26 protein-coding genes and 1 pseudogene are annotated in these 24,875 nt (G+C 73.1%); 18 read left to right on the top strand and 9 right to left on the bottom strand.

Annotation, left to right across the window (positions count from 1 at the left end; translation table 11 throughout):
- Nucleotide 1 precedes the first annotated feature (1 nt).
- Genes ACO229_RS02050 through ACO229_RS02060 form a run of 3 tightly spaced genes read left to right on the top strand, consistent with a single transcriptional unit; the run spans nucleotide 2 to nucleotide 3,770 of the window.
- On the top strand, nucleotides 2–898 hold the full coding sequence (locus tag ACO229_RS02050; protein WP_423463565.1) for a carbohydrate ABC transporter permease: 897 nt from the start codon (nucleotides 2–4) through the stop codon (nucleotides 896–898).
- Complete coding sequence (locus tag ACO229_RS02055; protein WP_423463566.1) at nucleotides 895–2,952, top strand: alpha-galactosidase; 2,058 nt, start codon at nucleotides 895–897, stop codon at nucleotides 2,950–2,952. The genes ACO229_RS02050 and ACO229_RS02055 overlap by 4 nt, the downstream gene beginning before the upstream one ends.
- Nucleotides 2,949–3,770: a hypothetical protein gene (locus tag ACO229_RS02060; RefSeq protein WP_423463567.1), complete on the top strand. Its 822-nt coding sequence runs from the start codon at nucleotides 2,949–2,951 to the stop codon at nucleotides 3,768–3,770. The genes ACO229_RS02055 and ACO229_RS02060 overlap by 4 nt, the downstream gene beginning before the upstream one ends.
- Here ACO229_RS02060 and ACO229_RS02065 read toward each other — a convergent pair.
- Nucleotides 3,760–4,572 (bottom strand): DeoR/GlpR family DNA-binding transcription regulator, encoded by an 813-nt coding sequence (locus tag ACO229_RS02065; protein ID WP_397410969.1) that lies wholly within the window; start codon nucleotides 4,570–4,572, stop codon nucleotides 3,760–3,762. The two genes, ACO229_RS02060 and ACO229_RS02065, sit on opposite strands and share 11 nt — an antisense overlap.
- A gap of 222 nt (nucleotides 4,573–4,794) precedes the next feature.
- Between ACO229_RS02065 and ACO229_RS02070 the strand changes: the two genes are divergently transcribed.
- From ACO229_RS02070 to ACO229_RS02100, 7 genes are all read left to right on the top strand, one after another.
- Nucleotides 4,795–6,087, top strand: coding sequence for an ABC transporter substrate-binding protein (locus tag ACO229_RS02070; RefSeq protein WP_423463568.1), 1,293 nt, complete (start codon nucleotides 4,795–4,797; stop codon nucleotides 6,085–6,087).
- A gap of 71 nt (nucleotides 6,088–6,158) precedes the next feature.
- Nucleotides 6,159–7,079, top strand: coding sequence for a carbohydrate ABC transporter permease (locus tag ACO229_RS02075; protein WP_423463569.1), 921 nt, complete (start codon nucleotides 6,159–6,161; stop codon nucleotides 7,077–7,079).
- Between the two features lie 2 nt (nucleotides 7,080–7,081).
- Nucleotides 7,082–7,930 (top strand): carbohydrate ABC transporter permease, encoded by an 849-nt coding sequence (locus ACO229_RS02080; protein ID WP_423463570.1) that lies wholly within the window; start codon nucleotides 7,082–7,084, stop codon nucleotides 7,928–7,930.
- A 42-nt stretch (nucleotides 7,931–7,972) separates the two neighbouring features.
- Entirely contained in the window at nucleotides 7,973–8,836 is an 864-nt protein-coding gene (locus ACO229_RS02085; protein ID WP_423463571.1) for a ketose-bisphosphate aldolase, read from the top strand.
- Nucleotides 8,837–8,847: 11 nt separating this feature from the next.
- A complete protein-coding gene (locus ACO229_RS02090) occupies nucleotides 8,848–10,059 on the top strand; it encodes an ADP-dependent glucokinase/phosphofructokinase (RefSeq protein WP_423463572.1) in 1,212 nt (403 codons plus the stop codon).
- A gap of 101 nt (nucleotides 10,060–10,160) precedes the next feature.
- Nucleotides 10,161–10,898, top strand: coding sequence for a sugar phosphate isomerase/epimerase family protein (locus ACO229_RS02095; RefSeq protein WP_423463573.1), 738 nt, complete (start codon nucleotides 10,161–10,163; stop codon nucleotides 10,896–10,898).
- Nucleotides 10,895–11,995, top strand: coding sequence for a Gfo/Idh/MocA family protein (locus ACO229_RS02100; RefSeq protein ID WP_423463574.1), 1,101 nt, complete (start codon nucleotides 10,895–10,897; stop codon nucleotides 11,993–11,995). Before ACO229_RS02095 ends, ACO229_RS02100 begins: the two co-directional genes overlap by 4 nt.
- Nucleotides 11,996–12,005: 10 nt before the next feature.
- Here the strand turns inward: ACO229_RS02100 and ACO229_RS02105 are convergent, their stop codons facing one another.
- On the bottom strand, nucleotides 12,006–12,632 hold the full coding sequence (locus tag ACO229_RS02105) for a TetR/AcrR family transcriptional regulator (protein WP_423463575.1): 627 nt from the start codon (nucleotides 12,630–12,632) through the stop codon (nucleotides 12,006–12,008).
- A gap of 76 nt (nucleotides 12,633–12,708) precedes the next feature.
- Here ACO229_RS02105 and ACO229_RS02110 point away from each other — a divergent pair.
- A pseudogene (locus ACO229_RS02110) lies at nucleotides 12,709–13,362 on the top strand (NADPH-dependent F420 reductase); the annotation flags it as partial.
- A 13-nt stretch (nucleotides 13,363–13,375) separates the two neighbouring features.
- Here the strand turns inward: ACO229_RS02110 and ACO229_RS02115 are convergent.
- Nucleotides 13,376–13,912 (bottom strand): SDR family NAD(P)-dependent oxidoreductase, encoded by a 537-nt coding sequence (locus ACO229_RS02115; RefSeq protein WP_423463576.1) that lies wholly within the window; start codon nucleotides 13,910–13,912, stop codon nucleotides 13,376–13,378.
- Nucleotides 13,913–14,000: 88 nt separating this feature from the next.
- Between ACO229_RS02115 and ACO229_RS02120 the strand changes: the two genes are divergently transcribed.
- The 4 genes from ACO229_RS02120 to ACO229_RS02135 are packed head-to-tail and all read left to right on the top strand — an operon-like array spanning nucleotide 14,001 to nucleotide 17,984.
- Nucleotides 14,001–14,900: a LysR family transcriptional regulator gene (locus ACO229_RS02120; RefSeq protein ID WP_397433837.1), complete on the top strand. Its 900-nt coding sequence runs from the start codon at nucleotides 14,001–14,003 to the stop codon at nucleotides 14,898–14,900.
- A gap of 23 nt (nucleotides 14,901–14,923) precedes the next feature.
- Nucleotides 14,924–15,679: a class I SAM-dependent methyltransferase gene (locus ACO229_RS02125; protein WP_397433836.1), complete on the top strand. Its 756-nt coding sequence runs from the start codon at nucleotides 14,924–14,926 to the stop codon at nucleotides 15,677–15,679.
- A 59-nt stretch (nucleotides 15,680–15,738) separates the two neighbouring features.
- Nucleotides 15,739–16,755, top strand: a complete 1,017-nt coding sequence (locus ACO229_RS02130; RefSeq protein WP_423463577.1) for a CobW family GTP-binding protein — start codon at nucleotides 15,739–15,741, stop codon at nucleotides 16,753–16,755.
- 47 nt (nucleotides 16,756–16,802) lie between these two features.
- Nucleotides 16,803–17,984 carry an MFS transporter gene (locus ACO229_RS02135; RefSeq protein WP_423465252.1) on the top strand — a complete coding sequence of 394 codons (1,182 nt, stop codon included), beginning with the start codon at nucleotides 16,803–16,805 and terminating at the stop codon, nucleotides 17,982–17,984.
- Between the two features lie 4 nt (nucleotides 17,985–17,988).
- On the opposite strand, the gene ACO229_RS02140 is transcribed toward ACO229_RS02135, so the two are convergent.
- Genes ACO229_RS02140 through ACO229_RS02165 form a run of 6 tightly spaced genes read right to left on the bottom strand, consistent with a single transcriptional unit; the run spans nucleotide 17,989 to nucleotide 21,357 of the window.
- Nucleotides 17,989–19,125, bottom strand: coding sequence for a glycosyltransferase (locus ACO229_RS02140; protein WP_423463578.1), 1,137 nt, complete (start codon nucleotides 19,123–19,125; stop codon nucleotides 17,989–17,991).
- A gap of 45 nt (nucleotides 19,126–19,170) precedes the next feature.
- A complete protein-coding gene (locus ACO229_RS02145) occupies nucleotides 19,171–19,797 on the bottom strand; it encodes a TetR/AcrR family transcriptional regulator (RefSeq protein ID WP_423463579.1) in 627 nt (208 codons plus the stop codon).
- Nucleotides 19,798–19,833: 36 nt separating this feature from the next.
- Nucleotides 19,834–20,229 (bottom strand): hypothetical protein, encoded by a 396-nt coding sequence (locus ACO229_RS02150; RefSeq protein WP_397410936.1) that lies wholly within the window; start codon nucleotides 20,227–20,229, stop codon nucleotides 19,834–19,836.
- Complete coding sequence (locus tag ACO229_RS02155) at nucleotides 20,226–20,420, bottom strand: hypothetical protein (protein ID WP_397410935.1); 195 nt, start codon at nucleotides 20,418–20,420, stop codon at nucleotides 20,226–20,228. The genes ACO229_RS02150 and ACO229_RS02155 overlap by 4 nt, the downstream gene beginning before the upstream one ends.
- A 5-nt stretch (nucleotides 20,421–20,425) precedes the next feature.
- Entirely contained in the window at nucleotides 20,426–20,869 is a 444-nt protein-coding gene (locus ACO229_RS02160; protein WP_397410933.1) for a VOC family protein, read from the bottom strand.
- A gap of 59 nt (nucleotides 20,870–20,928) precedes the next feature.
- Nucleotides 20,929–21,357: a hypothetical protein gene (locus tag ACO229_RS02165; protein ID WP_423463580.1), complete on the bottom strand. Its 429-nt coding sequence runs from the start codon at nucleotides 21,355–21,357 to the stop codon at nucleotides 20,929–20,931.
- Nucleotides 21,358–21,492: 135 nt separating this feature from the next.
- Between ACO229_RS02165 and ACO229_RS02170 the strand changes: the two genes are divergently transcribed.
- From ACO229_RS02170 to ACO229_RS02180, 3 genes are all read left to right on the top strand, one after another.
- On the top strand, nucleotides 21,493–22,236 hold the full coding sequence (locus ACO229_RS02170; RefSeq protein WP_423463581.1) for a CGNR zinc finger domain-containing protein: 744 nt from the start codon (nucleotides 21,493–21,495) through the stop codon (nucleotides 22,234–22,236).
- A 608-nt stretch (nucleotides 22,237–22,844) separates the two neighbouring features.
- Nucleotides 22,845–23,921, top strand: coding sequence for a LacI family DNA-binding transcriptional regulator (locus tag ACO229_RS02175; RefSeq protein ID WP_423463582.1), 1,077 nt, complete (start codon nucleotides 22,845–22,847; stop codon nucleotides 23,919–23,921).
- Nucleotides 23,918–24,874 (top strand): carbohydrate ABC transporter permease, encoded by a 957-nt coding sequence (locus ACO229_RS02180; RefSeq protein ID WP_423463583.1) that lies wholly within the window; start codon nucleotides 23,918–23,920, stop codon nucleotides 24,872–24,874. The genes ACO229_RS02175 and ACO229_RS02180 overlap by 4 nt, the downstream gene beginning before the upstream one ends.
- The last annotated feature ends 1 nt before the right edge of the window (nucleotide 24,875 follow it).

Here is a 24,875-nt window from a genome sequence, read left to right on the forward strand (position 1 = left end):
CATGTCAGCACTCGCCCCACCCGCCTCCGGCACGCCCGCAGCGGTCCGCGACCGGCCCGCCCCCCGGCTGCGCAAGCCCCGGCCCGCGCGCTCGCCATGGCTGCACGTCGCGATGCTCCCGGTCACGCTGCTGTGGCTCAGCCCCATCGTGTTCGTGCTGTTCGTCGCCGTCCGCTCCTACGACGACATCGCGGGCCGCGGCCTGGGCGCGTTCCCGGCCACGTTCAGTCTCGACGGCTTCGCCACGGCGCTGACCCAGGGCGGCGTGCTGCGCTCGCTCGGCAACAGTGTGCTCGTCACCGTGTGCGCCGTCGTCGCCTCGCTCGCCCTGTCGTCCTTCGCCGCCTACGCCCTGAGCCGGTTCGACATCCCCGGGCGCCGCACCATCCTGCTCACCATGCTCGCCGGGAACCTCCTGCCCCCGCAGATCCTGCTGGTCCCGGTCGCGTCCATCACCGCCGCCCTGGGCATCGGCGACACGCTGACCGCGCTGGTCGTGGTGCAGGTCGGGTTCGGCATCGGCTTCTACACCTTCGTGCTGCACGGCTTCATGCGCGGCCTGCCGAACGAGGTCTTCGAGGCCGCCCGGCTCGACGGCGCCGGCCCCGGCGGCATCTTCTGGCGCATCGTGCTGCCCCTGTCGCGGCCGTCGCTGGCGGCCCTCGCGGCGCTGGCCACCACCTGGATCTTCAACGACCTGATCTGGGCGATGACGGTGCTGCGCACGGAGGCGAAGTTCCCGATCACGGCCGCCCTGCTCAACCTCCAGGGCGGCTTCTCGAGCGCGTGGAACGTGGTCGCGGCAGGATCGTTGGTCGCGGCCGTGCCGACGGCCATCGTGTTCTTCCTGTTCCAGAAGCAGTTCGTGTCCGGACTTCTCGTGGGAGCCAACAAGTGACCTGGACCCTCCCGACCCGCACGGGTCAGTACGTCGTGGCCGAGGCCCCGCGCGGGGCCGGGCTGGTCGCCGTCGGCTGGGGACCGGCAGCGGCCGAGGCCGTGCCGCCCGTGGCGGCGACGTCCTCCTTCGAGGCCGACCTCGACCTGCTCCCGCTGGAGGCCACCGCGCTCGGCACCCGCAACGTGCACGGCGCCGAGCTGGTGGTCCGCCGTGCGGACGGCGTCCGTGGCGCGCGCCTCGCCCTGACCGGCGAGGTCGTCCTGACCCAGGGCGACGAAGGCGGCACCCACCTGGCCTGCCCGCTCGCCGACGAGGCGCTCGGCCTGGCCGTGACCCTGCACCTGCGCACCCACCCCGTGCACGACGTCGTGGAGAAGTGGGCCGAGCTGCGCAACCACGCCGGGCAGCCGATCGAGCTGCTCCGCGGCTGGGGCGGGGCGTTCACCGTGCCGACGTCGGGCGGGGCGGACGTCGCCCTGCTGGGCGGCGCGTGGTCACGCGAGCTCACGCCGTTCGCGGCGTCGCTGGGGGCGGGCACGCTGAGCATCGGCAGCCGCCAGGGCATCACGAGCCACACGTACGCGCCGGTGGTGACCGTGGTCCCCGCCGGGGCCGACGGCGTCCGGTACGGCGTCGCGCTCGCCTGGAGCGGCTCGTGGCGCATGGCGCTCGACGCCGTCCCCTTCGCCGGTCACGTCCGGGTCTCCGCGGGCCCCGACGACGAGTCCGGCATCCTCACCCTGGCACCCGGCGACGCCCTGACCACCCCGGTCCTCGCGGGAGTCCGGGTCGAGGGCGACGCCGACGACCTGGCCCAGGCCTGGCACGCCTACCAGGCGACGCTGGCCCGCACCCGGGCCCCCGAGCACCGGCCCGTGGTCTACAACTCGTGGTTCGCCACCACGTTCGACGTCCGCGTGGAGCACCAGCTCCGCCTCGCCGAGGCCGCCGCCGAGGTGGGCGCCGAGGTCTTCGTGGTGGACGACGGCTGGTTCCGCGGCCGCACGAGCGACCGCGCCGCACTGGGCGACTGGGAGGCCGACACCGACCGCATCCCCGGTGGCCTCGGCCCGCTGGCCGACGGCGTGACGCGGCTCGGCATGCGGTTCGGCCTCTGGGTCGAGCCGGAGGCGGTGAGCCCGGACAGCGACCTGTACCGCGCGCACCCCGACTGGGCGCACCACGTCGCGGGCCGCCCGCTGGAGACGCTGCGCCACCAGTACGTGCTCAACCTGGGCCTGCCCGAGGTCGAGGAGTGGGTGCTGGGCACGCTGCGCCGCCTGCTGACCAGCACGGACATCACCTACCTCAAGTGGGACATGAACCGCTCCATCGCCGACGGCGGCCGCACGTCCCCGGCGGGCGACGACTGGTCCTGGCGCCACACCCACGCGTACCACCGGATCCTCGACGCCCTGCGCGCCGAGTTCCCGCGTGTGACGGTCGAGGCGTGCGCGGGCGGCGGCGGGCGCATCGACCACGCCGTGCTCGCCCGGACGGACGTGGTCTGGCCCAGCGACGAGACCGGGCCGCGCGACCGGCTCGCGATCCAGCACGGGTTCCTGGGCGTGCTGCCGGCCTGGACCATGAGCTCCTGGGTCACCGACCTGCCCGACCTGCTCGACCCCGACCGGGAGAGCGCGCCGGCGAGCCTGGAGTTCCGGTTCGTGGTGGCGATGGCCGGGGTGCTCGGCATCGGCGCGGACCTGCTGCCCTGGGACGACGCCACCCGCAGGCGAGCGGCGTCGTTCGTCGGGCTGTACCGCGAGATCCGGCCGGTGGTGCACACGGGGCTGACCCGGCGGCACGGCGCACCGGCCGACGCCGCGTGCGCGGTCCAGTACACCGGGGAGGACGCCGTGGTCGTGCTGGCCTGGCGCCGCGCCGGGGACGCCCCGCTCACGGTCCACCTCGGCGACCTCGACCCGGATGCCCGCTACCGCGTGCGGGGCACCGACGAGATCCGCACGGGCAAGGAGCTGGCGACCGACGGCCTGGTCGTGCCGTGGACCTGGCGGGACTGCGACGTCGTCGTCCTGGACCGGCTGTGAGCGTGCCCGCCGCCCGCCCGCTCACCGTCCGCACGGACCCCGCGCTCGGCGGCCGCTGGACCTCGTTGGCGACCCCGGAGCGCGAGTGGCTCTGGCGCAACCCCCGCGTCCCCGCGGCGGACCGGGTCGCGGTGGCGCCCGGCGACCCGTTCGTGGACGCGGGCGGCGCCGAGGAGTGCTTCCCCACGATCAACGGTCCGAGCGACCACGGCGAGGTCTGGTCGCGGCCCTGGACCACCGGCGCGCCGGGCGTGGCACGGGCCCGTGCGGGTGCCCTGACCCTGACCCGCCGGCTCACCACGCACGACGGTGTGGTCCGCGCCGACTACACGGTCGACGGCCGGCCCGGTGCCGGCGTGCTGCACGCCGTGCACATGCTCCTCGACGTCGGCCCGGACGCGCGCCTGGAGGTCCCCGGGCGCCCGGACGTGCTCGTGGTCGAGTGGCCCGAACCGGGTGCCACGACCGCCACGACCTGGCCCGACGGCGGGGGAGTGCCGCTCGACGCCCTGGGGCCCGACGACGGCACCGCCCGGTGCGCCGTCGTGGCGACCGACCGGGTCGACGTCGTGGACGGCGCCGACCGCCTGAGCCTGCGCTGGGGCACGCCCGGCTCGGCCCCGCTCTCGCTCGTCGTCTGGCGCAACCTCGGCGGCTGGCCCGAGGGGAGCCCCTACCGCTCGATCGGCGTCGAGCCGCTGCTGGGCGCGGAGACGAATCTCGACCGCGCAGGGCGCGACAGGTCGGCTCGTCTGGACGGGCGCGGCCGGCTGGCGTGGTGGCTGGAGGCCACGGCGTCGCGCCCCGTCACGGCGTGAGGATCTCCACCCCGCTCGCCGTGAGTGCGTCGGCGATGTCGTCCGGCGGCCGGGTGTCGCAGACGAAGTAGTCGGCGCGGCCGAGCTCCGCGACCGTGGCGAACAGCCGTCGCCCGAGCTTGGTCGAGTCGGCGAGGACGGCGACCTGGCTCGCATGGTCCATCATGGACGCCATCATCGCGGCGTCTCCGAGGTTGCTCGTCGAGTACCCCGTGGCCGACACGGCGCCCACCGCGATCAGGGCGAGGTCGGCCTGCACGGCGATCTGCTCGCCCTTGCCGTCGACCTGGAAGCTCACGGGGCCCGTGGTCGTCTGCGTGATCGACCGCACCGACCCGCCGAACACGTACAGGTCGCGGTACGCCTCCGGCGGGGTCTCCGCGGGTATCCGGAGGTTGTTGGTAGCGATCGTCAGGTCACGGTGGTTGCGCAGGTTGCGGGCGACCGCCAGGTTCGTGGTGCCGCCGTTGAGCATCACCACCGACCCGTCCGAGACGATCTCCACCGCACGACGCGCGATCGCCTCCTTCTCCTCGACCTGCATGCGCAGCCGGACATCGAGACCGCTGTCCTTCGGCGCCGTGGACGACACGCTCACCGCTCCGCCGTGGGTGCGGATCAGCAGACCTTCGGTGTCCAGCTGGTCGAGGTCGCGGCGCACGGTGTCGATCGACACGTCGAAGCGCTCGGCGAGCTGCGCGACGGTGACCTGGCCGTGCCGGCCGACGTACTCGGCGAGTGCGGCGCGCCGCCCGGCGGGCAGCTGACGTGCCCGCTCTCCTCCGTCGTCGCTGGTGCTCATGCAAGAATTTCTAGCATATGACGGCATCCCGAAGCGACCTAGGACGCAGGAAACAGCACCGTCGGAGGTGGGTGAAAATGCTGTACCTGGGCCGCTCTCTACCGAGAAGAGGCTGATGCGCGCCGGGGCTTGACCTTCACTTCTGCGAGGTCTACTGTCGAAAAAGCAGCAGGAACGCGCAAAGAACAGCGCAGAACTGCACGGACCAGAAAGAGGAGTGAGATGAGCAACGAAGCTCAAGTCAGGCGACGCGTCGTCCGGGTCGCGGGTGCCAGCGCCGCCGCCTTCGGCCTGCTCGCCGCCGCCGGGTGCGGTACCGGCGGGAGCGGTGGCGACTCCGGCGGCGACGTCACGATCGAGTTCGCCCAGTGGTGGGAGCCCGAGCTGCCCGATGGCGAGTTCCGGGCACTGATGGACGAGTTCGAGCAGCAGAACCCCGGCATCACGGTCGAGCTGATCAGCGGTCCGTACGCCGCCACCAAGGAGCAGCTCTTCGCCGGTGCTGCCTCCGGCACGATGCCCGACGTCGTCGGCCTCGACGGGGCCTGGGTCAGCGACTTCGCGTCGCAGGGCGTGATCACGGACCTGACCGCACTCATGGACGAGGCCGGGTACGACGACAGCGAGCTGGCCAGCCAGGTCCAGGTCGACGGGTCCACCTACATGATCCCCGTCGTCAACTTCGTCTACCCCATGTTCACGAACGACACCCTCCTGGCGGACGCCGGGGTGGACGCCCCGCCGACGAACCGCACGGAGTTCGCCGACGCCGCAGCGGCGGTCACCGCGCTCGGCGACGACACGAGCGGCTGGATCCTCCCGCTCTCGCTCGAGACCCCCAACGGTGTCCAGAACGACGTCATGTCGTGGACCTGGGCCTCCGGCGGCACGATGCTCGCTGACGGGCAGCCCGACGTCACGAACGACGACGTCAGGTCGACGGTCGAGTACGTGCAGGGCCTGTGGGACGACGGCGTGATCGCTCCCGGCTCGTTCACGATGAAGGAACAGGACAAGGTCGAGGAGTTCACCAACGGCCGCGTCGGCATGATGATCGACTCGCTGGCGCACATCAACCTGATCCGCGACGCCAATCCTGACCTCGAGTTCTCGGTCTCGGCGATCCCCGCCGAGGACGGCTACGAGGGTGAGCGCGGTATCCCGTACGCGTCCTGGGGCATCGGGGTCGCCGAGAGCTCGGAGCACCCGGAAGAGGCCTTCAAGCTGGTCGAGTTCCTGATGAGCCAGGAGACCAATTCCGAGCTGTCCTCGATCGCGAACGCCTTCCCGGGCAACAAGAACTCGACGCCCGACTTCGTGGCCGACGACGAGCTCTTCGCTGACGCGTTCGAGATCTACAAGGCGGGCTACCCCGCCAACGAGTTCACGGGACTGCCCGTCGCCGAGCAGCTCATGCGTCTGTTCGGTGAGCAGCTCCAGGTGCTCCTGGACGGCGGCCAGACGGTCGACGAGACGCTGGACAAGACACAGGCGGCCTGGGAAGCGGAGTTCTAGGTGCCGACGATCTCATGCCGTGCCGCGGCATCGACCGCGGCACGGCACCGCACAGGAGGAGCAGCGAGAAGATGCAAGACGTGATCGTCGCGCCCGCCCCGCCGGACGCACCCACCGAGCCACCCCGCAGGCGTAGGCCGTTGGGCCGGACGGTCGAGCCGTACGGCTTCCTGGTACCGACCCTCGCCCTCATGTTCGTGCTGATGATCATCCCGGTCGTCCTCGTCGTGGGCTACTCGGTCATGGACAACGTGATCCTGAACGCGACCCCGGAGTTCGTCGGCCTCGACAACTTCGTCACGGTCCTCACCGACGGCGCGTTCCTGACCGCGACCGGGAACACCCTCTTCTTCACGGTGGTCAGCGTCGCGGCGCACCTCCTGATCGGCCTCTGCTTCGCGATGCTGCTCAACAGCCCGCTCATCGGCAGCGTCCCACGCGCGGTCTTCCGCGCCCTGTACATCCTGCCGTGGCTGTTCACGGCAGCAGTGATCGCGGTGCTGTGGCGGATGCTGCTCGCGCCCAACGGTGTCATCAACTACCTGCTGAGCACCGATGTCGAGTGGCTGGCCTCGCCGGCCCTCGCGCTCGGCACGGTCACGTTCATCAACATCTGGGCCGGCTACCCGTTCTTCATGGTGAGTCTGCTCGCGGGCCTCCAGGGTGTTCCGGCCCAGCTCCACGAGGCGGCGACGGTGGACGGCGCGAACGCCTGGCAGCGGTTCTGGAACGTGACGATCCCTCAGCTCAGGCCGATCATCATCAGCCTGACGCTGCTGGACCTCATCTGGACCTCGCAGCAGTTCGCGCTGATCTGGATGACGACCGGCGGCGGTCCCGTCAACGTGACCGAGATGCTCAGCACCTACACCTACAAGCTGGCGTTCAGCCGCTACGAGTTCTCGCTCGCCTCGACGAGCGCGGTGCTGGTGCTGCTCATGTCGATGGTGCTCGCGTTCTTCTACGTGCGTCACCAGAAGGCGGAGGACTGATCATGACCATGTCCGGGACAGCACGCCGGCGCTCTCGCCAGCGGGTCGGCGTCATCATCGGTCTCGTGCTCGGGGCGATCTTCGCCGCGGCACCCGTACTGTGGATGCTCGCGAGCTCGTTCAAGTCCAACACCGAGATCTTCGAGCTCCCGCCCCGCCTGATCACCGGCAGCTTCTCCTTCGACGCCTACGCCGCGATCTTCGGCGACCCCGAGAAGGTGCGCTTCTTCGTCAACAGCTATGTGGTGTCGATCTCGGTCACCGTGCTGACGCTGCTGGTGGCGATCCACGCCGCCTACGCGTTCAGCCGGTTCGACTTCCCCGGCAAGCGGGTCATCAACATGGTGATCGTCAGCGTGCAGGCGGTCCCGCCGATCACGCTGCTGATCCCGTACTTCGGGCTCATGGTCGCGCTCGGCCTCTACAACACGTATCCCGGGCTGATCCTCACGTACATGGTCTTCACGCTCCCGTACGCGATCGTCATGATGACCGGCTATCTCAACACGCTTCCCAAGGAGCTCGACGAGGCCGTCCGGATGGACGGCGCCGGGTCGTTGACCGCGCTCTGGCGCGTGCTCGTCCCGGTCTCGGTGCCCGGCATCGTGTCGGTCGGTGTCTACACGTTCATGATCGCGTGGAACGAGTACCTCTTCGCGCTCACACTGACCCGCACCCAGGACATGCGCACGGTCCCGATCGGCATCCAGCTCCTCATGGGACAGCACTCGTACGAGTGGAACGAGCTCATGGCGATGAGCATCCTCGGATCCGTCCCGGTGCTCGTCCTCTTCCTCTTCTTCCAGCGCTTCTTCATCAGCGGACTCACGTCCGGTTCGGTGAAGAGCTGACTGCCCGACCTACCACCGCACACAAGCATCGGAGAACACACAGTGCTCATCAACGGCAAAGCCCTGCTCGACGTCGCCAACGCGAACAGCTTCGCGGTCCCGGCGTTCAACATCAGCGACTGGGCCATGTTCACCGGCATCATGGACGTGAGCGAGGAGCTCGAGGCTCCCGTCATCATCGCGATCCACCCCGACGAGGTGAGCCATGTGACGACGGACCTCATCCAGGCCATCCGCGCCCGTGCGCACCGCTCGTCGGTGCCCGTCGTCATCCACTGGGACCACGGCGGTACCTACGAGCAGATGCTGGTCGCGATCCGGGCCGGGTTCACGTCGGTGATGATCGACGCCTCGCTGCTGCCGTTCGAGGAGAACGTGGCGCTGACCAGGAAGGTCGTCGACACCGCGCACGTCGTGGACGTCTCGGTCGAGGGCGAGCTCGGCACGATCGGCGCCAATGACAGCTACGGCGAGGCGGGTGCCGCCGAGATCGCCTACACCGACCCCGCGGACGCCCTGCGCTTCGTGCAGGAGACCGGCGTCGACAGCCTCGCCGTGGCGATCGGCACGTCGCACGGGCTCTACCCGGCACAGAAGAGCCCCGAGCTCAAGCTCGACCTGCTGCGTGAGATCAAGGGCCTCGTCGGCATCCCCCTGGTGCTGCACGGCGGCTCGTCGAACCCTGACGAGGAGATCGGCCAGTCGGTCAAGCTCGGCGTCAACAAGATCAACATCTCGAGCGACATCAAGGTCGCCTACCACGAGCGCCTGCGCGAGGTGCTCGGTACCGACCGCAAGCTTCGTGAGCCCAACGTGATCCAGCCCGGGCCCATCGCCGCCCTGAAGGTCACCGCCGCCCAGAAGATCCACCTCTTCGACGCCGCGGGCAAGGCCGCGCTCTACTGAGAGAGTCGTTCATGCGTACCTCGATGGTGCTGGGGCTCGGCGGGACGGTCGACTACGAGCTCACCTGGGACTCCCGCCTGCTCGAGTCGATCGCGGCCGAGCAGGGGATCGCGGCCGGTGAGCTGGATCCCGCGATCCCCGTGGTCGACGAGCGCAGCCTGGTCGTCTCGATCCTCGGCTACCTGCGCGACGGCGTCGGCGGGGAGCGGTTCGTCGCGAGTCCCGAGATCCTCGACGCGTTCGCCGCCCGGTTCGATACCCGGATCACGCTGGGCGGCACCTGCGTGCGTGCGGCGATCGCCATGCGCTCGCTCGGCGTCGACTCGCTCGTGCATCTGGTCAGCATCGACGACCACGTGCGCCGGCTGCTGCCCGACGGCGTCTCGTACGTGTGCAGCGCCGACGAGGACTCGACCGACCCGCACCTGATCGTGCAGTACCCGGCGGGTGCGAGGATCCGGGTGGGGGACACCGAGATCGTCACCGAGCACCCGAACCGCCTGATCTACGTCAACGACGAGCCCAACCGGGAGCTCGTGCTGAGCGACGAGCTCGACACGCTCGTGCCGCAGGCCCGGGTCTTCCTCGTGTCGGGGTTCAACACGATCCAGGACGAGGCGCTGCTCGAGGACCGCCTCCGGCACACCGAGCGGCTGCTCGGCACGCTCCCGGCCGGCGGCGTCTCGATCTTCGAGGACGCCGGTTACCACGAGCCGGCGTTCAGCCGCCGCGTACGCGAGGTGATGGCCCCTGCCGTCAGCGTGTACTCGCTCAACGAGGACGAGCTGTTCGCCTACCTCGGCCACCGCTTCGACCTCCTGGACGTGGACGCGGTCGAGGGAGCGCTGCACGACATCAGGGCACTGATCCCGGCGCGCAGCCTCGTCATCCACACGAAGTACTGGGCGCTGGCGCTGGGTGAACGCGCCCAGGAGCTCGCCGAGGCGGTCCGCGGCGGCATCCTGATGGCGAGCACGCGGTATCTCGTGGGCGACGGCCAGACGGCCGAGGACTACGCCCGCACCGCCGCGATGGAACCCCCGGTGCGTGGCGTGGCCTTCGCCGGCGAGCTCGAGCGCCGGTTCGGCACGTGGCTCGCCTGCCGGCCGGCTCTCGTCCTGACGACGCGGACCCCGACGACGATCGGACTTGGCGACGCCTTCGTCGGCGGCTTCATCGCGGCCCTCGCCAGGAACCGGGTGGCGAAAACTCTTCCAGTGTAAGAATTTCTGGGTACGGTCGTCCTGCGGCGCTGTGGGCGCGGCGGCGACGTGGCAGCCGCCGTGGGTGCCGCGTCGCCGCCATACCGAACGAAGGGGTTCTTATGCCGACACCATCCGTACAGCTCTACTCCGTCCGGGACGCGGTCGCGGAAGACCTGGACGGCGCCGTCGCACGCCTGGCCCGGATCGGGCTCCGGCGCGTCGAGCCGTACGCCTTCCACGAGCGCACCGCGGAGTACGGGCGTGCGCTCGCCGCGACGGGCCTGACGGCGCCGTCCGGGCACGCGCCCGTCCTGACGTCGGACACGCCCGAGGCGATCTTCGACGCCGCGGCCGAGCTCGGGATGACAACGGTGATCGACCCGTTCCTGCCGGCCGAGCTGTGGCAGACAGCCGACCAGGTGGCGCGGCTCGCGGAGCGGGTCAACGGGCTGGCAGGTCTTGCGTCCGACAGAGGGCTGGAGCTCGGCTACCACAACCACGCGTGGGAGCTGAGCACCCGTCTGGACGGCCGCCACGCGCTGGAGGTCTTCGTCGGGCACCTCGCGCCCGAGGTGGTGCTGGAGGTGGACACCTACTGGGCGGCCGTCGGGGGAGCGGACACGCCGGCCCTGCTGCGGGAGCTGGGCGACCGGGTGCGGCTCATCCACGTCAAGGACGGCACGCTCGACGGTGACGTGGACCGGCAGGAGCCCGCGGGCTCCGGCGACGTGGACGTCCCGGCCATCCTCGCCGCAGCCCCGGCGGCGACCCGCGTCATCGAGTTCGACGCCTACGCCGGCGACGTGTTCGACGGCATCGCACGGTCGCTGGCCTGGCTGACGGAGCACGACCGATGACCGCGCCGGCCGGTGTCGGCGTCATCGGGGCGGGCAACATCTCGACGCAGTACCTGGAGAACCTGACCCGGTACGCCGACGTCGAGGTGCGGTTCGTCGCGGACCTCGACCTCGCACGGGCGGCGGCCCAGGCCGAGGCGTACGGCGTGCCGGCGTCGGGGACGGTGGACGAGCTGCTGGCGCGCGACGACGTCGACGTGGTCGTGAACCTCACGGTCCCCGCGGTGCACGCCGACGTGGGGCACCGGATCCTCGCCGCCGGGAAGCACGTGTGGAGCGAGAAGCCGCTCGCCCTCGACGCTCCGGCGGCCGCCGCCCTGCTCGCCGACGCGCAGGCGCGCGGCCTGCGCGTCGCGTGCGCCCCGGACACGGTGCTGGGCGCGGGCCTCCAGACGGCGCTGCGGGCGATCGCACGCGGCGACATCGGGGAGCCGCTCACGGCGACGACGATGTTCCACGTGCCCGGCCCGGAGTCGTGGCACCCGAGCCCCGGTTTCCTGTTCGCGCGCGGTGCGGGCCCGCTGTTCGACATGGGCCCCTACTACGTGACCACGCTCGTGCACGTGCTCGGCTCCGCGACCCGGGTGCAGGCGGTGGCCTCCACCTCACGCACGAGGCGGGTCATCGGCAGCGGTCCGCGGGCGGGCGAGGTGTTCGACGTCGAGGTGCCCACCCACCACGCCGCGCTGATCGAGTTCGGGCCGGGGCGGTCCGCACAGTCGACGTTCTCGTTCCAGCACGCCCTGCCCCGGTCGGGGTTCGTGGAGGTCAACGGCACCGAGGGCACCATCGTGCTGCCCGACCCGAACGGGTTCGACGGCGACTCGGCCCTGTGGCGGTACGGCTCCGAGGAGCCGACGGTGCTGCCCGCGCAGGGCGCGGGGTACGGCCGCGGCGCCGGCGTCGTCGACCTGGTGCGCTCGGTCCGCGACGGCCGCGCCGAGCACGCCTCGGGAGCTCTGGCGGCGCACGTCCTCGACGTCCTGCTCGCCGTCCGGGACGCGGCCGAGACCGGGCAGGCGGTGGAGGTCGCCTCCGCCGTCGCACCGGTCGCCCCGCTCCCGGAAGGCTGGGACCCGGCGGAGGCGACGGGGTAGCGCGCGCGGCTCACACGTCGGGCCCGCGGCTCGGCAGCAGCCGCTCCAGCAGCGCCAGCGACCGGCGGACGTCCACGGCGTCGGGGTCGAGCAGCCACTGCAGCTGGAGCCCGTCCGACGCCGCCGCGACCAGCGCGGCGGCGTCGTCCGGGTCGACGTCGGCCGCGATCGTGCCCGCCGCCTGCCCGGCCCGGACCCGTCCGGCAAGGTCCGTGCGCACCCGGCGGAACCGCTCCCGCACGAACTCGCGCGTCTCGGGGTGCTGCTGCGCCTGCAGGGCGTCGGTCGTGAGCGTCGCGTACAGCTCGACCAGGCCCGGGATCGAGCGGTTCCGCTCGGCGCTGCGCTCCATCATCGCCACCGCCGAGACCTCCTGCGGCGCCGACGGCAGGTGGGCCGTGGCGTCGCGCACCGTGGCCTCGTGCGCCCGGTAGACCTCGACCAGCAGCTCGTCGCGGTTCGCGAAGTAGTAGCGCAGCGCCGCGTGCGAGACCCCGATCGCCTCGCCGATCGCACGCAGGGACGCTCCCACCCCGCGCTCGGCGAACACGGCGATGGCGCTCGCGAGGATCTGCGCGCGCCGCTCGGGGGCCTTGCGGTACGACCGCGCCCGGTCTGCCGTGTCGCCGTTCACCATGGGGGCCATCGTACGAACGGATCGTACGAACGGACGGGACGGCGGGAGCGGGCGGAATGCCGGGCGACCGCCCGGGGTTGCCGACCGTATGAGCACATTCGGCATCATCGGAGCAGGAAACATCGGCAGCCAGGTCGCCCGCGTGGTGATCGCGCAGGGTCACGAGGTGGTGATCGCCAACTCCCGCGGGCCGGAGACGCTCGCCGGTCTCGTCGAGGAGCTCGGGCCACGGGCCCGCGCGGCCACGGCCCAGGAGGCGGCCGAGGCGGCGGACGTCGCCGTCGTCTCCGTCCCGCTCAAGGCCTACCGTGACATCCCGGTGGAGCCGCTGGCCGGCAAGATCGTGCTCGACACCAACAACTACTACTGGGAGCGCGACGGCCACGTCGAGGCGCTCGACCGCGGCGAGGCGACCACCGCGGGCCTGCTGCAGGAGCACCTGCCCACGTCGAAGGTCGTGAAGGCGTTCAACCAGATCGTCGCGGCGAGCATCACCACCGACGGCACGCCCGCCGGGACGGAGGACCGCCGGGCCCTGGCCACCGCGAGCGACTACCCGGAGGCCGTCGAGCTGGTCACCCGGATCTACGACGAGGCGGGCTTCGACACCGTCAGCGCCGGCCCGCTCAGCGAGTCGTGGCGCTTCGAGCGCGACCGCCCGGCGTACGTCTCCCGGCAGAACGCCGAGGAGCTGCGGGAGAACCTGACCAAGGCGCAGCGGGTCCTCTGACCGCGCCCGGGGCCTAGGCCCCGAACGCCTCCTGCGCGACCGGCTCCCACGCACGCCAGGTGCGCAGCCGGTCGGCGTAGATCTGCTCGACGTCGGCCAGCGGCTTGCCGAGGAAGACGTGCAGCGGCGGCTCGGGTGCGTCGGTGATGCGCAGCAGCGCATCGCGGGTCGCACGCGGGTCCCCGAGCGCGAACTCCGGCGCCGTGGCGACGCGCACCTCGGCGTAGTCCGGGTGCTCGGCGCTGACGCGCAGGCCCGGACGCCCCCCTCGCTGGTGACCTGGAGGATCTCCGTACCCGGCGTTGTTCACGACCACGTCGAGGCACCCCATCCGCTCGACGGCGTGCTCCACGGCGCCGAGGACGGCGGCCCGGTCGGTGACGTCGAGCGCGATCGGCACGAAGGCGTCGCCGTACGCCTGGCTCAGGGGTTCGAGCGCGCGCACGTCGCGGGCGGTGGCGGCGACGTGGTCCCCGCGGTCGAGCGCGGCCTCGGCCCACTCGCGGCCGAGCCCTCGGGATGCTCCGGTGATGAACCATGTGGTGTGCATGCCTCCATCGTGCGGCGGCGCCAGCCATTCCACCAGCGACTCTTTCGCACGCAAGACATGACCGAACGGCATGGCTCATGATGGGCCCATGGCTGAGCTCACCGTCACCGCGCTGCGCGTGGTCCACGCCGTGGTCGGCACCGGGTCCTTCACCGCGGCGGCCGACCTGCTCGGGTACACCCAGTCCGCCGTCTCCCGCCAGGTCGCGGCGGCCGAGTCCGCGGCAGGCGCGGCGCTGTTCGTGCGCGGTGCGCGCGGCGTGGCGCCGACCCCGGCGGGTGCGCTGGTGGCGCGCCGCGCCGCCGTGGTGCTCGCCGAGCTCGACGCCGTGGGCACGGACCTGGCGGGGCTCGCCGACCCGCTCGGCGGCCGCGTGGTGCTGGGTGCGTTCCCCACGGCGGCGTGGGTCCTCGCGCCGCGCGCCGTCGCGGCCGTGCGGCAGCGGCACTCCGGCGTGACCGTGCAGCTGCACGAGGCGTCGACCCCGGCGCAGCTGCGCGCCCTGCGGTCGGGCCGCCTCGACGTCGCGGTCATCGGCATGGGCGCCGACCTGCCCGCCTACGACCTGGACGGGCTGCGCCGCGACCATCTCGTGGACGGCCGGTCCCTGGTGGCGGTGTCGCGGGAGCACCGGTTCGCGGGGCGCGACCAGGTCCCGGTCGCGGAGCTGGCCGACGAGGAGTGGGTGGTCGGCACGGGGCTGCGCGGCGACCCGCAGTTCGGGGCCTGGCCCACCCTGCTCCGGCCCCGGGTCGCGTACACGGCGCGCGAGTGGCTCGCCCGGCTCGGGCTGGTCGCCGCCGGGCTGGGCATCACGACGCTGCCCGAGCTCGCCGCCCCCGGCCTGCCGGCCGACGTCGTCACCGTCCGCGTCGACGACCCCGCCTGGCTCGGCCGGGCGGCGGTGGCCGTCACCCGGGCCGACCGGTCCGCCGCGGTGGACGCGGTCGTGGCCGTGCTCCGCGAGGTCGCCCGCGGGCTGCGCTGACCACGGTCGGATAACCTCCGAGGATGCCCTCCCGCGCCGACGATCCCTGGTCCGCCGTCGCCGACGACTGGGGCCGGTACTGGGGCTCCTTCGCGCGGCCCGTGTGGGAGCCCCTGCTGCGAGCCGCCCGGATCGGCGCCGGGTCGCGGGTGCTCGACGTCGGCTGCGGCAGCGGCGAGCTCCTGGAGCACCTGCAGGACCAGGGCGCTCAGGCCCACGGCGTGGACCCGGCGCGCCGCATGGTCGAGCTCGCGCGGGCGCGCGCCGTGGGCGCGGACGTCCGGCGTGGCGACTTCGAGCACCTGCCGTTCGAGGGCGGCCGCCTCGACGCGGTGCTCGCCGTGAACGCCTTCCAGTTCGCGGCGGAGCCGGACGACGCCCTGGCCGAGGCGGCCCGCGTGCTGGTGCCCGGCGGCGTGCTCGGCCTGGCCGGGTGGGCCGAGCGTGCGCGGAACGACCTCGACGCGCTGAACGCCGCGCTCGCCGAGGCCGACGGCGAGGAGCCGCCCGAGGACGGCCCGCTGCGGGTCGAGGGCGGGCTCGCGGCCGTGCTCGGCGACGCGGGCTGGACGGTGCTCGACGAGGGGGTGACGTCGGTGCCGTGGGTGGTCCGCGACGGTACGGACCTGGTGCGCGGCATCCTGTTCGGGGAGTCGCCCGCGACCGTCGAGGAGCTCGCCCCGGTGATCCTGGGTGCGGCCGCGCCGTTCCGGCGCCCGGACGGCAGCTACCGCCTGGTCAACGCGTTCCGCTGGGCCGTGGCACGCCGGCCTTCCTGAGAACGGTTATCATCCTGGCGGTGCCGTGACGGCGCCGTCGGACCACCGGGAGGAGCACCGTGCGCGGACGCGTACCCGTCGTGACGCTGACCGGGCACCTGGGCGCGGGCAAGACCACCCTGCTCAACCACCTGCTGCAGCAGCCGGGCGCGCGGGTCGGCGTGGTGGTGAACGACTTCGGGACCGTCAACGTCGACGCGGGCCTGGTCACCGGCCAGGTCGACGAGCCGGCGTCGATCGCGGGCGGCTGCCTGTGCTGCCTGCCCGACGCCGGCGGCCTCGACGACGCGCTGGAGAAGCTCACGCACCCCCGCCTGGGGCTCGACGTGGTGCTCGTGGAGGCGAGCGGCATCGCGGACCCGGTGACCCTGTCGCGCCTGATCCGGTTCAGCGGCGTCGAGCGGGTGCGCCCCGGGGGAGTGGTCGACGTCGTGGACGCCGTGGAGCACTTCGGCACCGTGGACCGCGGCGGTGCGCCGCCCGCGCGGTACGCGGTGACGTCGCTCGTCGTGGTCAACAAGACGGACCGGCTGCCTGCCGCGGAGCGGGAGCGCACGCTCGCGCGCATCGAGGCTCGCGTGCGGGAGCGCAACCCCGCGGCCCAGGTGGTCCGCACGTCGCACGGGCGCGTGGACCCGGCCCTGGTCTACGACGCCGCCTCCACGCAGGACCCGCCCGACCAGCTCCCGCTGGCGGCGCTGCTGCGCGACGCCCGGGCGCACGACCACGAGCATGCCGACGCCGTGACGGTCGCGGCGCCCGGTCCGGTCCGCCCGGGCCTGCTGGTCGACCTCCTGGAGGATCCCCCGGCGGGCGCCTACCGGATCAAGGGCCGGGTCACGGTCGACACCGGGCGCAGCCTGCGCGGCTACGTCGTCAACGTGGTGGGCCGCTCGGTGCACGTGGCGAGTGCCGCCGGACGAGGCGACGGCGGCCTGGGCGAGCTCGTCGCGATCGGCATGCACCTTGAGGTGGGCCAGGTGCGGGCGCGCCTGGAACGCGCCCTGACACCCGCCGAGCGGCCCGACGCCGCGGGCTTCGCCCGGCTCCAGCGCTACCGGCGGCTGAGCGACTGAGCACGTGCGGCTCGCCGGGGAGCCTAGGGTGGGTCCACGTGAACCGCATGCCTGCCCCGGCCAGCCCGAACCAGCCGATCCTGCGGGTACCGGGAGTGCGGCCCCTGGTGTTCCTGTCGCTCCTCGGCTTCGCGGGGTACGCGCTCCTGCTGCCGACGGCGCCCCTGTGGGCCGTGCACGGCGGCGCCGACGAGGGCGGTGCGGGGCTCGTGAACGCCGTGCTCATGCTGGCCACGGTGCTGTTCCAGACCACGGTGCCGTGGGCGCTGCGCCGCGTGGGCTGGCGCACGACGCTGGTGGCCGGCGTGCTGCTGCTCGGCCTGCCGTCGCTCGCGCTCGTGCTCACCGACCAGCTCGGCTGGATCCTGGCTGCCTCCGCCGTGCGCGGCGCGGGGTTCGCGATCGTGACGGTGTGCGGTGCGACAGCGATCGCCGAGCTCGTCGACGCCGCGCGCCGGGGCCGGGCGATCGGCGTCTACGGACTCGCGGTGGCCGCCCCGCAGGTGCTGCTCACGCCGAGCGCGGCCTGGATCGCCGGGAGCGTCGACTTCCGGGTCGTCTTCGTCGCCGGCGCCCTGCCCGCCCTGGCGGTGCCGTTCGCGGTCGCCCTCGGCCGGCGTCTCGACGCCACCCCCGGCCACGCGCCCGCAGCCGGGGGCCGGGCGGCACCCCGGGCGCGGACCCTGCTGGCCCTCGCCCTGCCCTCGGTCGTGCTGCTCGCGGTGACGACGCCGGGCGGCGCGCTGCTGACGTTCGCCCCGCAGCTCGGCCACGGTGCCGTCGCGGCGATGGCCGGCCTGCTCGGGCTGACGACCGCCGCCGCGCTGTCGCGGTGGCTCGTCGGGGGCCTGGCCGACCGGTACGGACCCGGCCGGTTCGTGCCGCCGCTGCTCGTGCTGTGCGCCGGCGGTCTCGCGCTGTGCGCGTGGGCGCTCACGGGCAGCGGTCCGGGCGCTGCCGGGCTGGTCGCGGGCATGACGCTCGTCGGCGTCTCGTACGGCAGCCTCCAGAACCTGACCCTGGTCACGGCGTTCGCCGCGGTGCCCGACCGCGACCGCAGCCTGGCCAGCGCGGTGTGGAACATCGGCTTCGATGCGGGGACCGGGCTCGGATCCCTGGTCGTCGGCTTCGTCGCGGCCGGGGCCGGCTTCTCCGTCGGCCTGCTGACCACCGCCGCGCTGTGCGTGGTGGTCGCCGGGTGCGCGGTGGCGGGCCGGCGGAGAAGCTAGGCCGTCAGGCCAGGGCGGCCGCCAGCGTCGCGGCGACCTGGCCGGGCGACGGCATGGCCGCCACCTGGTCGGCGACGGCGCGGGCCGCCGCGGCGTGCGTCCCGTCCGACCGCAGCGCGGTGACCGCCTTGGCGACGGCCTGCGGCACGTCGGCGCCGGGCGGCACGGCGATCCCTGCCCCGGCCGCCTCGACCGCGGCCGCCTGGAGGAACTGGTCGGCACCCTGCGGCACCACGACGAGCGGCAGGCCGCGGGCCAGGGCGCCGAGCGTGGTGCCGGCGCCGCCATGGGTGACCACGAGGTCGACGTCGTGCAGCAGGTCCGCGAGCGGGGTGAACGGGGCGAAGGTGATGCCGTCGTCGTCGAGGTCGTAGTCCTCGGCTCGCGCGGTGAGGCCGAGGGTGATCACCAGGTCGGCGCCGGTGGCACGCAGCTCGGCCAGGATCGGGGTCAGCACCGCGGGGTCGGAGAAGTGGGTCCCGAACGTGACCAGCACGCGTGCCCGGTCGCCGCCGCGCGGCCCGGCGGCCGGGGCGGGCCCGGCGGCGCCCGGGCCGCGGTGGGGCTCGGGCCGGAGCGGGAGACGAGTGGCGGCCGGCGCCCAGCCCGGTGCCTGGAGCAGGTCGGGGCACGGGTCGACGTACCAACGGGCCGGGACCGGGGTCAGCCCCCGTGCGGCGTAGCGGGCGGCGGCCACCTCGGCGATGCCGTCCGTGAACTCGGGCGGGACCGCCGGGCCGAAGGCGTGGGTGGCGAGCGGGACACCCAGCGCCGCCGCGACCAGGGGGCCGACGAAGTCCATCGCCTCGGCCACGACGAGGTCCGGCGCCCACTGCCGGGCCGTGGCCAGCGCCTCGTCCGCGGTCAGGTCGATCCGGGTGCCCGCGAAGAACTCCGCCACGGCCTCGGGCGTCGGGTTCGCGGCCGCGTCGACGCCGGTCCGGCGGCCCGACTCCGCGAAGAGGACGTCCGCGGCGGGTCCCGCCGGGAGCAGCTCGATGCCCTCGGGTGCCAGGACCGGGGCGAAGACCCCGGCCGTCAGGACCGCCACCTGGTCGCCGCGCTCCTGGAAGGCGCGGGCCAGCGGGAGCAGGGGCAGCAGGTGTCCGTGGGCCGGGGTGCTTGAGAAGAGTATCCGCATATTGATTAGCGTACTGCTTCATCCAATGGGCGGCGTTGTCCCTGCTCAGGCGTCGCCGTCCCCGATGTCGCACAGCGCGAACAGGACCTCCCGGCGCAACCAGTCCTGGCATGCCGGCCACCCCCAGCCGAGGCCGCGCAGCCGTAGCCAGGACTCCGGGCCGAGGTAGTAGGTCAGGACGTCGGTGGCCCGCGTCGTCGTCAGGCCCGGGCGCAGCGCTCCCACCGCGTCCAGCCGCTCGACGATCCGCCGGAACCGCTCGCGCAGCAGGCGCTCGGTGCCCTCGAACGTCTCCCCGATGACCGGGTCCACCGCGGCGTTGCCCACCAGCACGGCCATGAACCGGCCGTGCCGCCGCACCAGGTCCCCGGTACTGCGCACGGACAGGTCGACGATGGCGCGGCCGTCGGACGCCTCGTCGATGGCGGCGAGCGCGGCGCCGATGCTGCCGTCCTCGGCCGCGCGCTCGGTCAGCCCGCGGATCAGCGCCGTCTTGCTGCCGAACGAGGCGTAGACGGTGCTCTGCGCGACCCCGGCCTCCTGCGCGATGCGCCCGATGGTCACCCGGGAGTACCCCTGCTCCGCGAACAGCGCCTCCGCGGCGTCCAGGATCGCGGTCCGGGTGGAGGCGGCGGCGCGCTCGCGCACGGGGGAACGGTAGGTACGTGGCACGTCCCCACTGTAGAAGGGCGGCCGTGTCCGGCGGGGTCAGAAGTCGAAGCCCCCGATCCCGCCGCCGTACACCGGTGGCTCGTCGTCCCCCTCGGCGCCCCACGCCTCCCAGAGGGCCGACGACGCCGCGTAGGCCGCCACCGCGGCGAGGATCGCGTCGCCCACGGCAGCGCTCAGCGCCGTCCCCGGCGCATCCGCACCGAGCGCCCGGGCGAGCGCACCCCGCTGCCCGCCCTCGACCCGTGCCGCCGCGCGCCCCAGCGTGGCCGGGGACGCGTCGGCGGGCGGTTCTCCGGTGCTGGCGGTGAGCCGTTCGCGCACCGCCTCCCGCTGCTCCGGCGTCAGCCGGGCGAAGGCGTCGGCGTGCACCCGCTCGACCGCGGGCGGCGGTGCGGAGGCGAGCATCTGCTCCGCCTCGTCGAGCCGGCTCATCGCGGGTCTCCCGGCTCGGTGTCGCGCACGATGCGGTACCCCTGGTCGGCCAGCGCACGGGCCATGTGCCGGGCGTACCACGCAGGCCAGTTCTCGTCGTACACGCCGCCGAGCTCCTCCTTCTCGTGCACGCCGTGTGCCGTCGCCGCCTGCTTCAGCAGGTCGAGCAGGATCTCCTGGTCGGTGGTCATCGCCGTCACCGCCCGGGGAGGCGGGTGACCACCTGCTGGAGCACCCACTCGTTGCCGTCGGGGTCGGCGAAGGACGCGAACGACGCGTAGCTGTCGTGCTCCGGGTGCGGTCCGGGCACGCGGTGCGCGCCGCCGGCCCAGTGGAAGACGCCGTCCTCGTCGTGCCAGACCTCGCTGACGTCGGCGCCCCGCTCGGCGAGCTCGGCGCGAGCCGCGGCGACGTCGGTCACGACGAGGTGCAGGCCGCGGACCGAGCCGGGCGTGGCGTCCGTGAGGTGCTCGCCGAAGATGATCGACGCGGCCGACCCCGGCGGCGTGAGCTGCACGACCCGCAGGCCGCGCTCGGTGGCGAAGTCGGCGTCGAGCCGCCAGCCGAGCCCCGCGTAGAAGTCCTTGGCGCGGTCCACGTCGGACACGGGCAGGACGACGACCTCGAGCTTGAGTTCCATGGTTTCTCTCCGTTTCTCGGTGCTGTTTCTCGGTGGTGTTTCTCGGTGGTGGATGGAGGTCAGCGGGCCTGGAGCGGCCCGGCGAAGGACTTGCTGAGCGACGCCGGTCCCACCAGGGGGAGGAGCGCGGCGAGGAGCTTGCGCTGGAAGGTCTGCGGACGGCGCGTCAGCTCGACGTCGATGCGGCTGCCGCCGTCGTCCGGCGTGACCTGGAAGACCCAGCCGCCGCCGGGTCCGAACACCTTCGAGTCCAGCGTGGTGATGTCGACGCGTCCGCGCTCGGCGTCCCACTCGTACCGGGCGTGCTCCCAGGCGGCGGCGGTGCCCTCGGTCACCTCGGCCCAGGTGTCGCCCTGCGCGTGGACCGTGAGGTGGTCGGCGTCGATCGTGGGCCAGGCCTCGGCCCGGGCCGGGCCGAAGTCGGTCAGCACCCGCAGCGCGTCCTCCGGGCTGGGTGCGGAGGTGATGTGGAAGCGGACGGCGGTCATGACGTTCTCCTCGGTTCGTGTAACCGGTCTGATCGGTTACTTGGCGACGTCAGGAACTGTGGCACAGCTTCGGTAACTCGTCAAACAGGTTACAGGGGGTTGTGCATCACACCGGTCACCGGTCAGAATGGTTACGTGAACCACGCCTTCCCCTGCGGGACGCTCGCCCTCGACTTCCTGGGCACGCTGCGCGCCCGCCGCAATCCCCTCCCCACCGAGAAGCTCGGCACGCCGGCGCTCCTCGACGACTGGTTCGTCGAGTCCGGGATGCTCGACGCCGCCCCGCACGCCGACGAGGCGGACCTCGCGGCGGCCGTCGAACTGCGCGAGGCGCTGTACCTGCTCGTCGAGGAACGCCTCGGCGGGCGGGCGGCGCTCGCGGCGCGCGCCGAGCGGTTCGCCGTCGCCCTGGCCGCGGGTGTCGATGTGGCGGCTTCGGCCGAGCTGGCCGATGCGGCTGCGGCGGGTGCTTCCGCTGGCGCGACTGCTTCCGGTGGTGCGACTGCTCCTGGTGGCGCGACTGCTCCCGCCGATCCCGCGGCGATCGAGGCGGCGCTCGCCGTCCTGAACCGGCACGCCGCCGAGCCGCCCTTCGTCGTCCAGCTCGAAGCGGGCGGGGCCGTGTCGGCCACCCGCCGTGCCGGCTCGGCCGCCCAGGGCCTCGCGGCGATCGCCCGTGAGGCCGTCGAGATCTTGGGCGGCCCGGACGCAGAGCTGCTGCGCGAGTGCGGCCGTCCGGAGTGCACCCAGGTCTACCTCGACCGTTCCCGCGGGCACCGCCGCGAGTGGTGCGCCATGCGGACGTGCGGCAACCGGGTCAAGGTCTCGGCCTACCGCTCCCGCCACCGCACGCCGACCGCGACGTCGACCCGCCCCTGACCCGGGCTTCCGGACGCGACGCCGCCGCCCGCCTCCCGCCTCCCTGGTCCTCCGACGAAGAGTGCGCTTCTACCCAGTCATTGGGCCCACAATCCACTGTGATTCTGGGCCCAATGACTGGGTAGAAGCGCACTGCCGAGTTGGACCTCCCGTCGACGCCGCCGGGGTGCCGGCATGCCTCTGGCGGCGACGTCGCGCTGCCTTGCTCAAAGGTGCGCTTCTGCCCAGTCATTGCGCCCAAAAACCGCTGCGATTCTGGGCCCATTGGCTGGGTAGAAGCGCGCCTTGGGTGGGGCCCCCGGGGGTCGGATCTGGCTTCCGCCCCGCGCCCCATGCCCGCCCCGGCGCCCCCGGCCCCGCCGGCGCTCCCCGCCGCCCCCCGGCCCTGGCGCCCGCCCAGCCTCGTGCCGCCCCCGGCCCTGGCGCCCGCCCCGCCACAGCACCCCCAGCGCCCCCGCACCCTCGCCGCTTGACGCCCCGTCCCCGCCGATGCCACACTGACGCTCATCACCCGGAAACGTTTCCAGCCTTCCGCATCCGCAACCTGGAAACGTTTCCAGCCGGCGCCGCACCCGACGCCCGGAACCTCACGCCGAAGTGGAGAGACAGTGTCGTCATCACGCGCCACCCTCATCCAGGTGGCCCAGCGCGCCGGGGTGTCGCTCGCCTCGACGTCGCGGGCGCTGCACGGCACCGGGGCGAGCCAGGCGATGGTGGACCGGGTCCGGGCCGCAGCCGCCGAGCTCGGCTACAGCCCCGACGCCACCGGCCGCTCGCTGCGGATGAAGCGCACCTTCCAGGTCGCGTTCGCCGTCGCGGACATCGGCAACCCGGTGTACGTCGAGATGCTCACCGCGATCCACGAGGTGCTCGCGCCGCACGGCTACCGGGTGGTCGTCATGTCCACCGGGCAGACCGTCGCATCGACGGTCGACCTGGTCCGCAGCCTCGGCAGCGGGTTCGTGGACGGCCTGATCGTCAGCCCGCTGCGCACCGACGACGCGCTCGTCGAGGCGATCAAGCAGGCGCCCGTGCCCGTCGTCGTGATCGGTCGCTCGCTCGACGAGCACGGGATCGACTCCGTCTCCACGGACTCCGCGGCCGGCCTCGGCCGGGCCGTCGCGCACCTCGTCGAGATCGGACGCCGGCGCATCGGGTTCGTCAACGGCCCCCTGGACACCACCCCGGGTGCGGCGCGCCAGCGCGGGTTCGACGCCGCGACGACGGCCCCGGGCTTCCAGGGTGACCACGCCGAGACGGAGCGCGCCGCCGACTTCACCGTCTCCGCCGGGCTCGACGCCGCCCGCCGTCTGCTCGCCCGCACCCCGGCCGCTGGGCGGTTCGACGCCGTCGTCGCCGCCAACGACCTGCTCGCCATCGGCGTGATCCGGGCCGCGGGGGAGCTGGGGCTGTCGGTGCCGGGCGACCTCGCCGTCACCGGGATGGACGACACCGAGATCGGCCGGGTCTTCCAGCCCAGCCTGACCAGCGTGTCCCTCGGGTCGGCCGACCGCGGCCGCGCCGCCGCGCAGCTCGTCCTGGACCGGGTGGGCGACGCCGTCGAGCCCGCCCGGCAGATCGCCATCGGCCCCCACCTCGTGGTGCGCGAGTCCACCGCCGACACCACCGCCACGACCGACACCGCCGTCCGCCCCGCCGCTTCGAAGGAGAAGAGCGCCCGATGACCGTCCTCGCCTCACCCCGGCCGCCGTCGCCGCCCCGGCCCGGGCGCCGTCGCGCCGCGACCGGCATGGAACGCGCCCGACGCCGCGAGGCCGCGGCGCTGGTGATGCCGTCCCTGCTGCCGATCCTGGTGCTGTCGATGGCGCCCCTGCTCATGGGCCTGCTCCTGGCGTTCACCGACGCCGAGCTGGTGCGCCGTCCCGACTACCAGTTCGTGGGCGTCGACAACTTCACGCGGCTGGCGGGCAACTCGTTCTTCTGGGAGTCGTTCCGCATCGGCATGGTGTGGGCCGTGGCCGTGACGCTGCTCCAGCTCGTCGCCGCCCTGGGGCTCGCGCAGCTGCTCAACTCCGGCCTGCGGCTGCAGGGGCTCACCCGCGTGCTCGCGCTGATCCCGTGGGCGATGCCGCCCGTCGTCGTGGCGATCATGTGGAAGATGATCTACTCGCCCAACGCCGGGCCGCTCAACGCGTTCCTCGGCTCGCTGGGCCTGCCGGACGACATCAACTGGCTCGCCGACTTCTCGACCGCGCTGCCCGCCGTCATCGTCGTCGGCGTCTGGGTGGGCATGCCGCAGACCACGGTCACCCTCCTGGCGGGGCTGCAGCAGATCCCGGCCGAGCTGCACGAGGCCGCGTCGATGGACGGCGCAGGCGCATGGCGGCGCTTCACGGCCGTGACCTGGCCGAGCCTGCGGCCCGTCGTCACCTCGATCACGTCGCTGAACTTCATCTGGAACTTCAACTCGTTCTCGCTGGTCTACGTGCTGACCGAGGGCGGGCCCGGCGGCCGCACGATGCTGCCGATGCTGTTCACGTACCTGGAGGCGTTCAAGAACCGCAACATCGGGTACGCGGCGGCGATGGGTGTCGTGCTCGTCGTCGTGGTCGTCGCGCTCCTGGCGCTCTACCTGCGGTCGCAGCTGCGCGACGACCGTGCCGAGAAGAAGGGCTGAG

It is taken from the genome of Promicromonospora sp. MS192 (assembly GCF_049532985.1).
GTDB lineage: Bacteria > Actinomycetota > Actinomycetes > Actinomycetales > Cellulomonadaceae > Promicromonospora.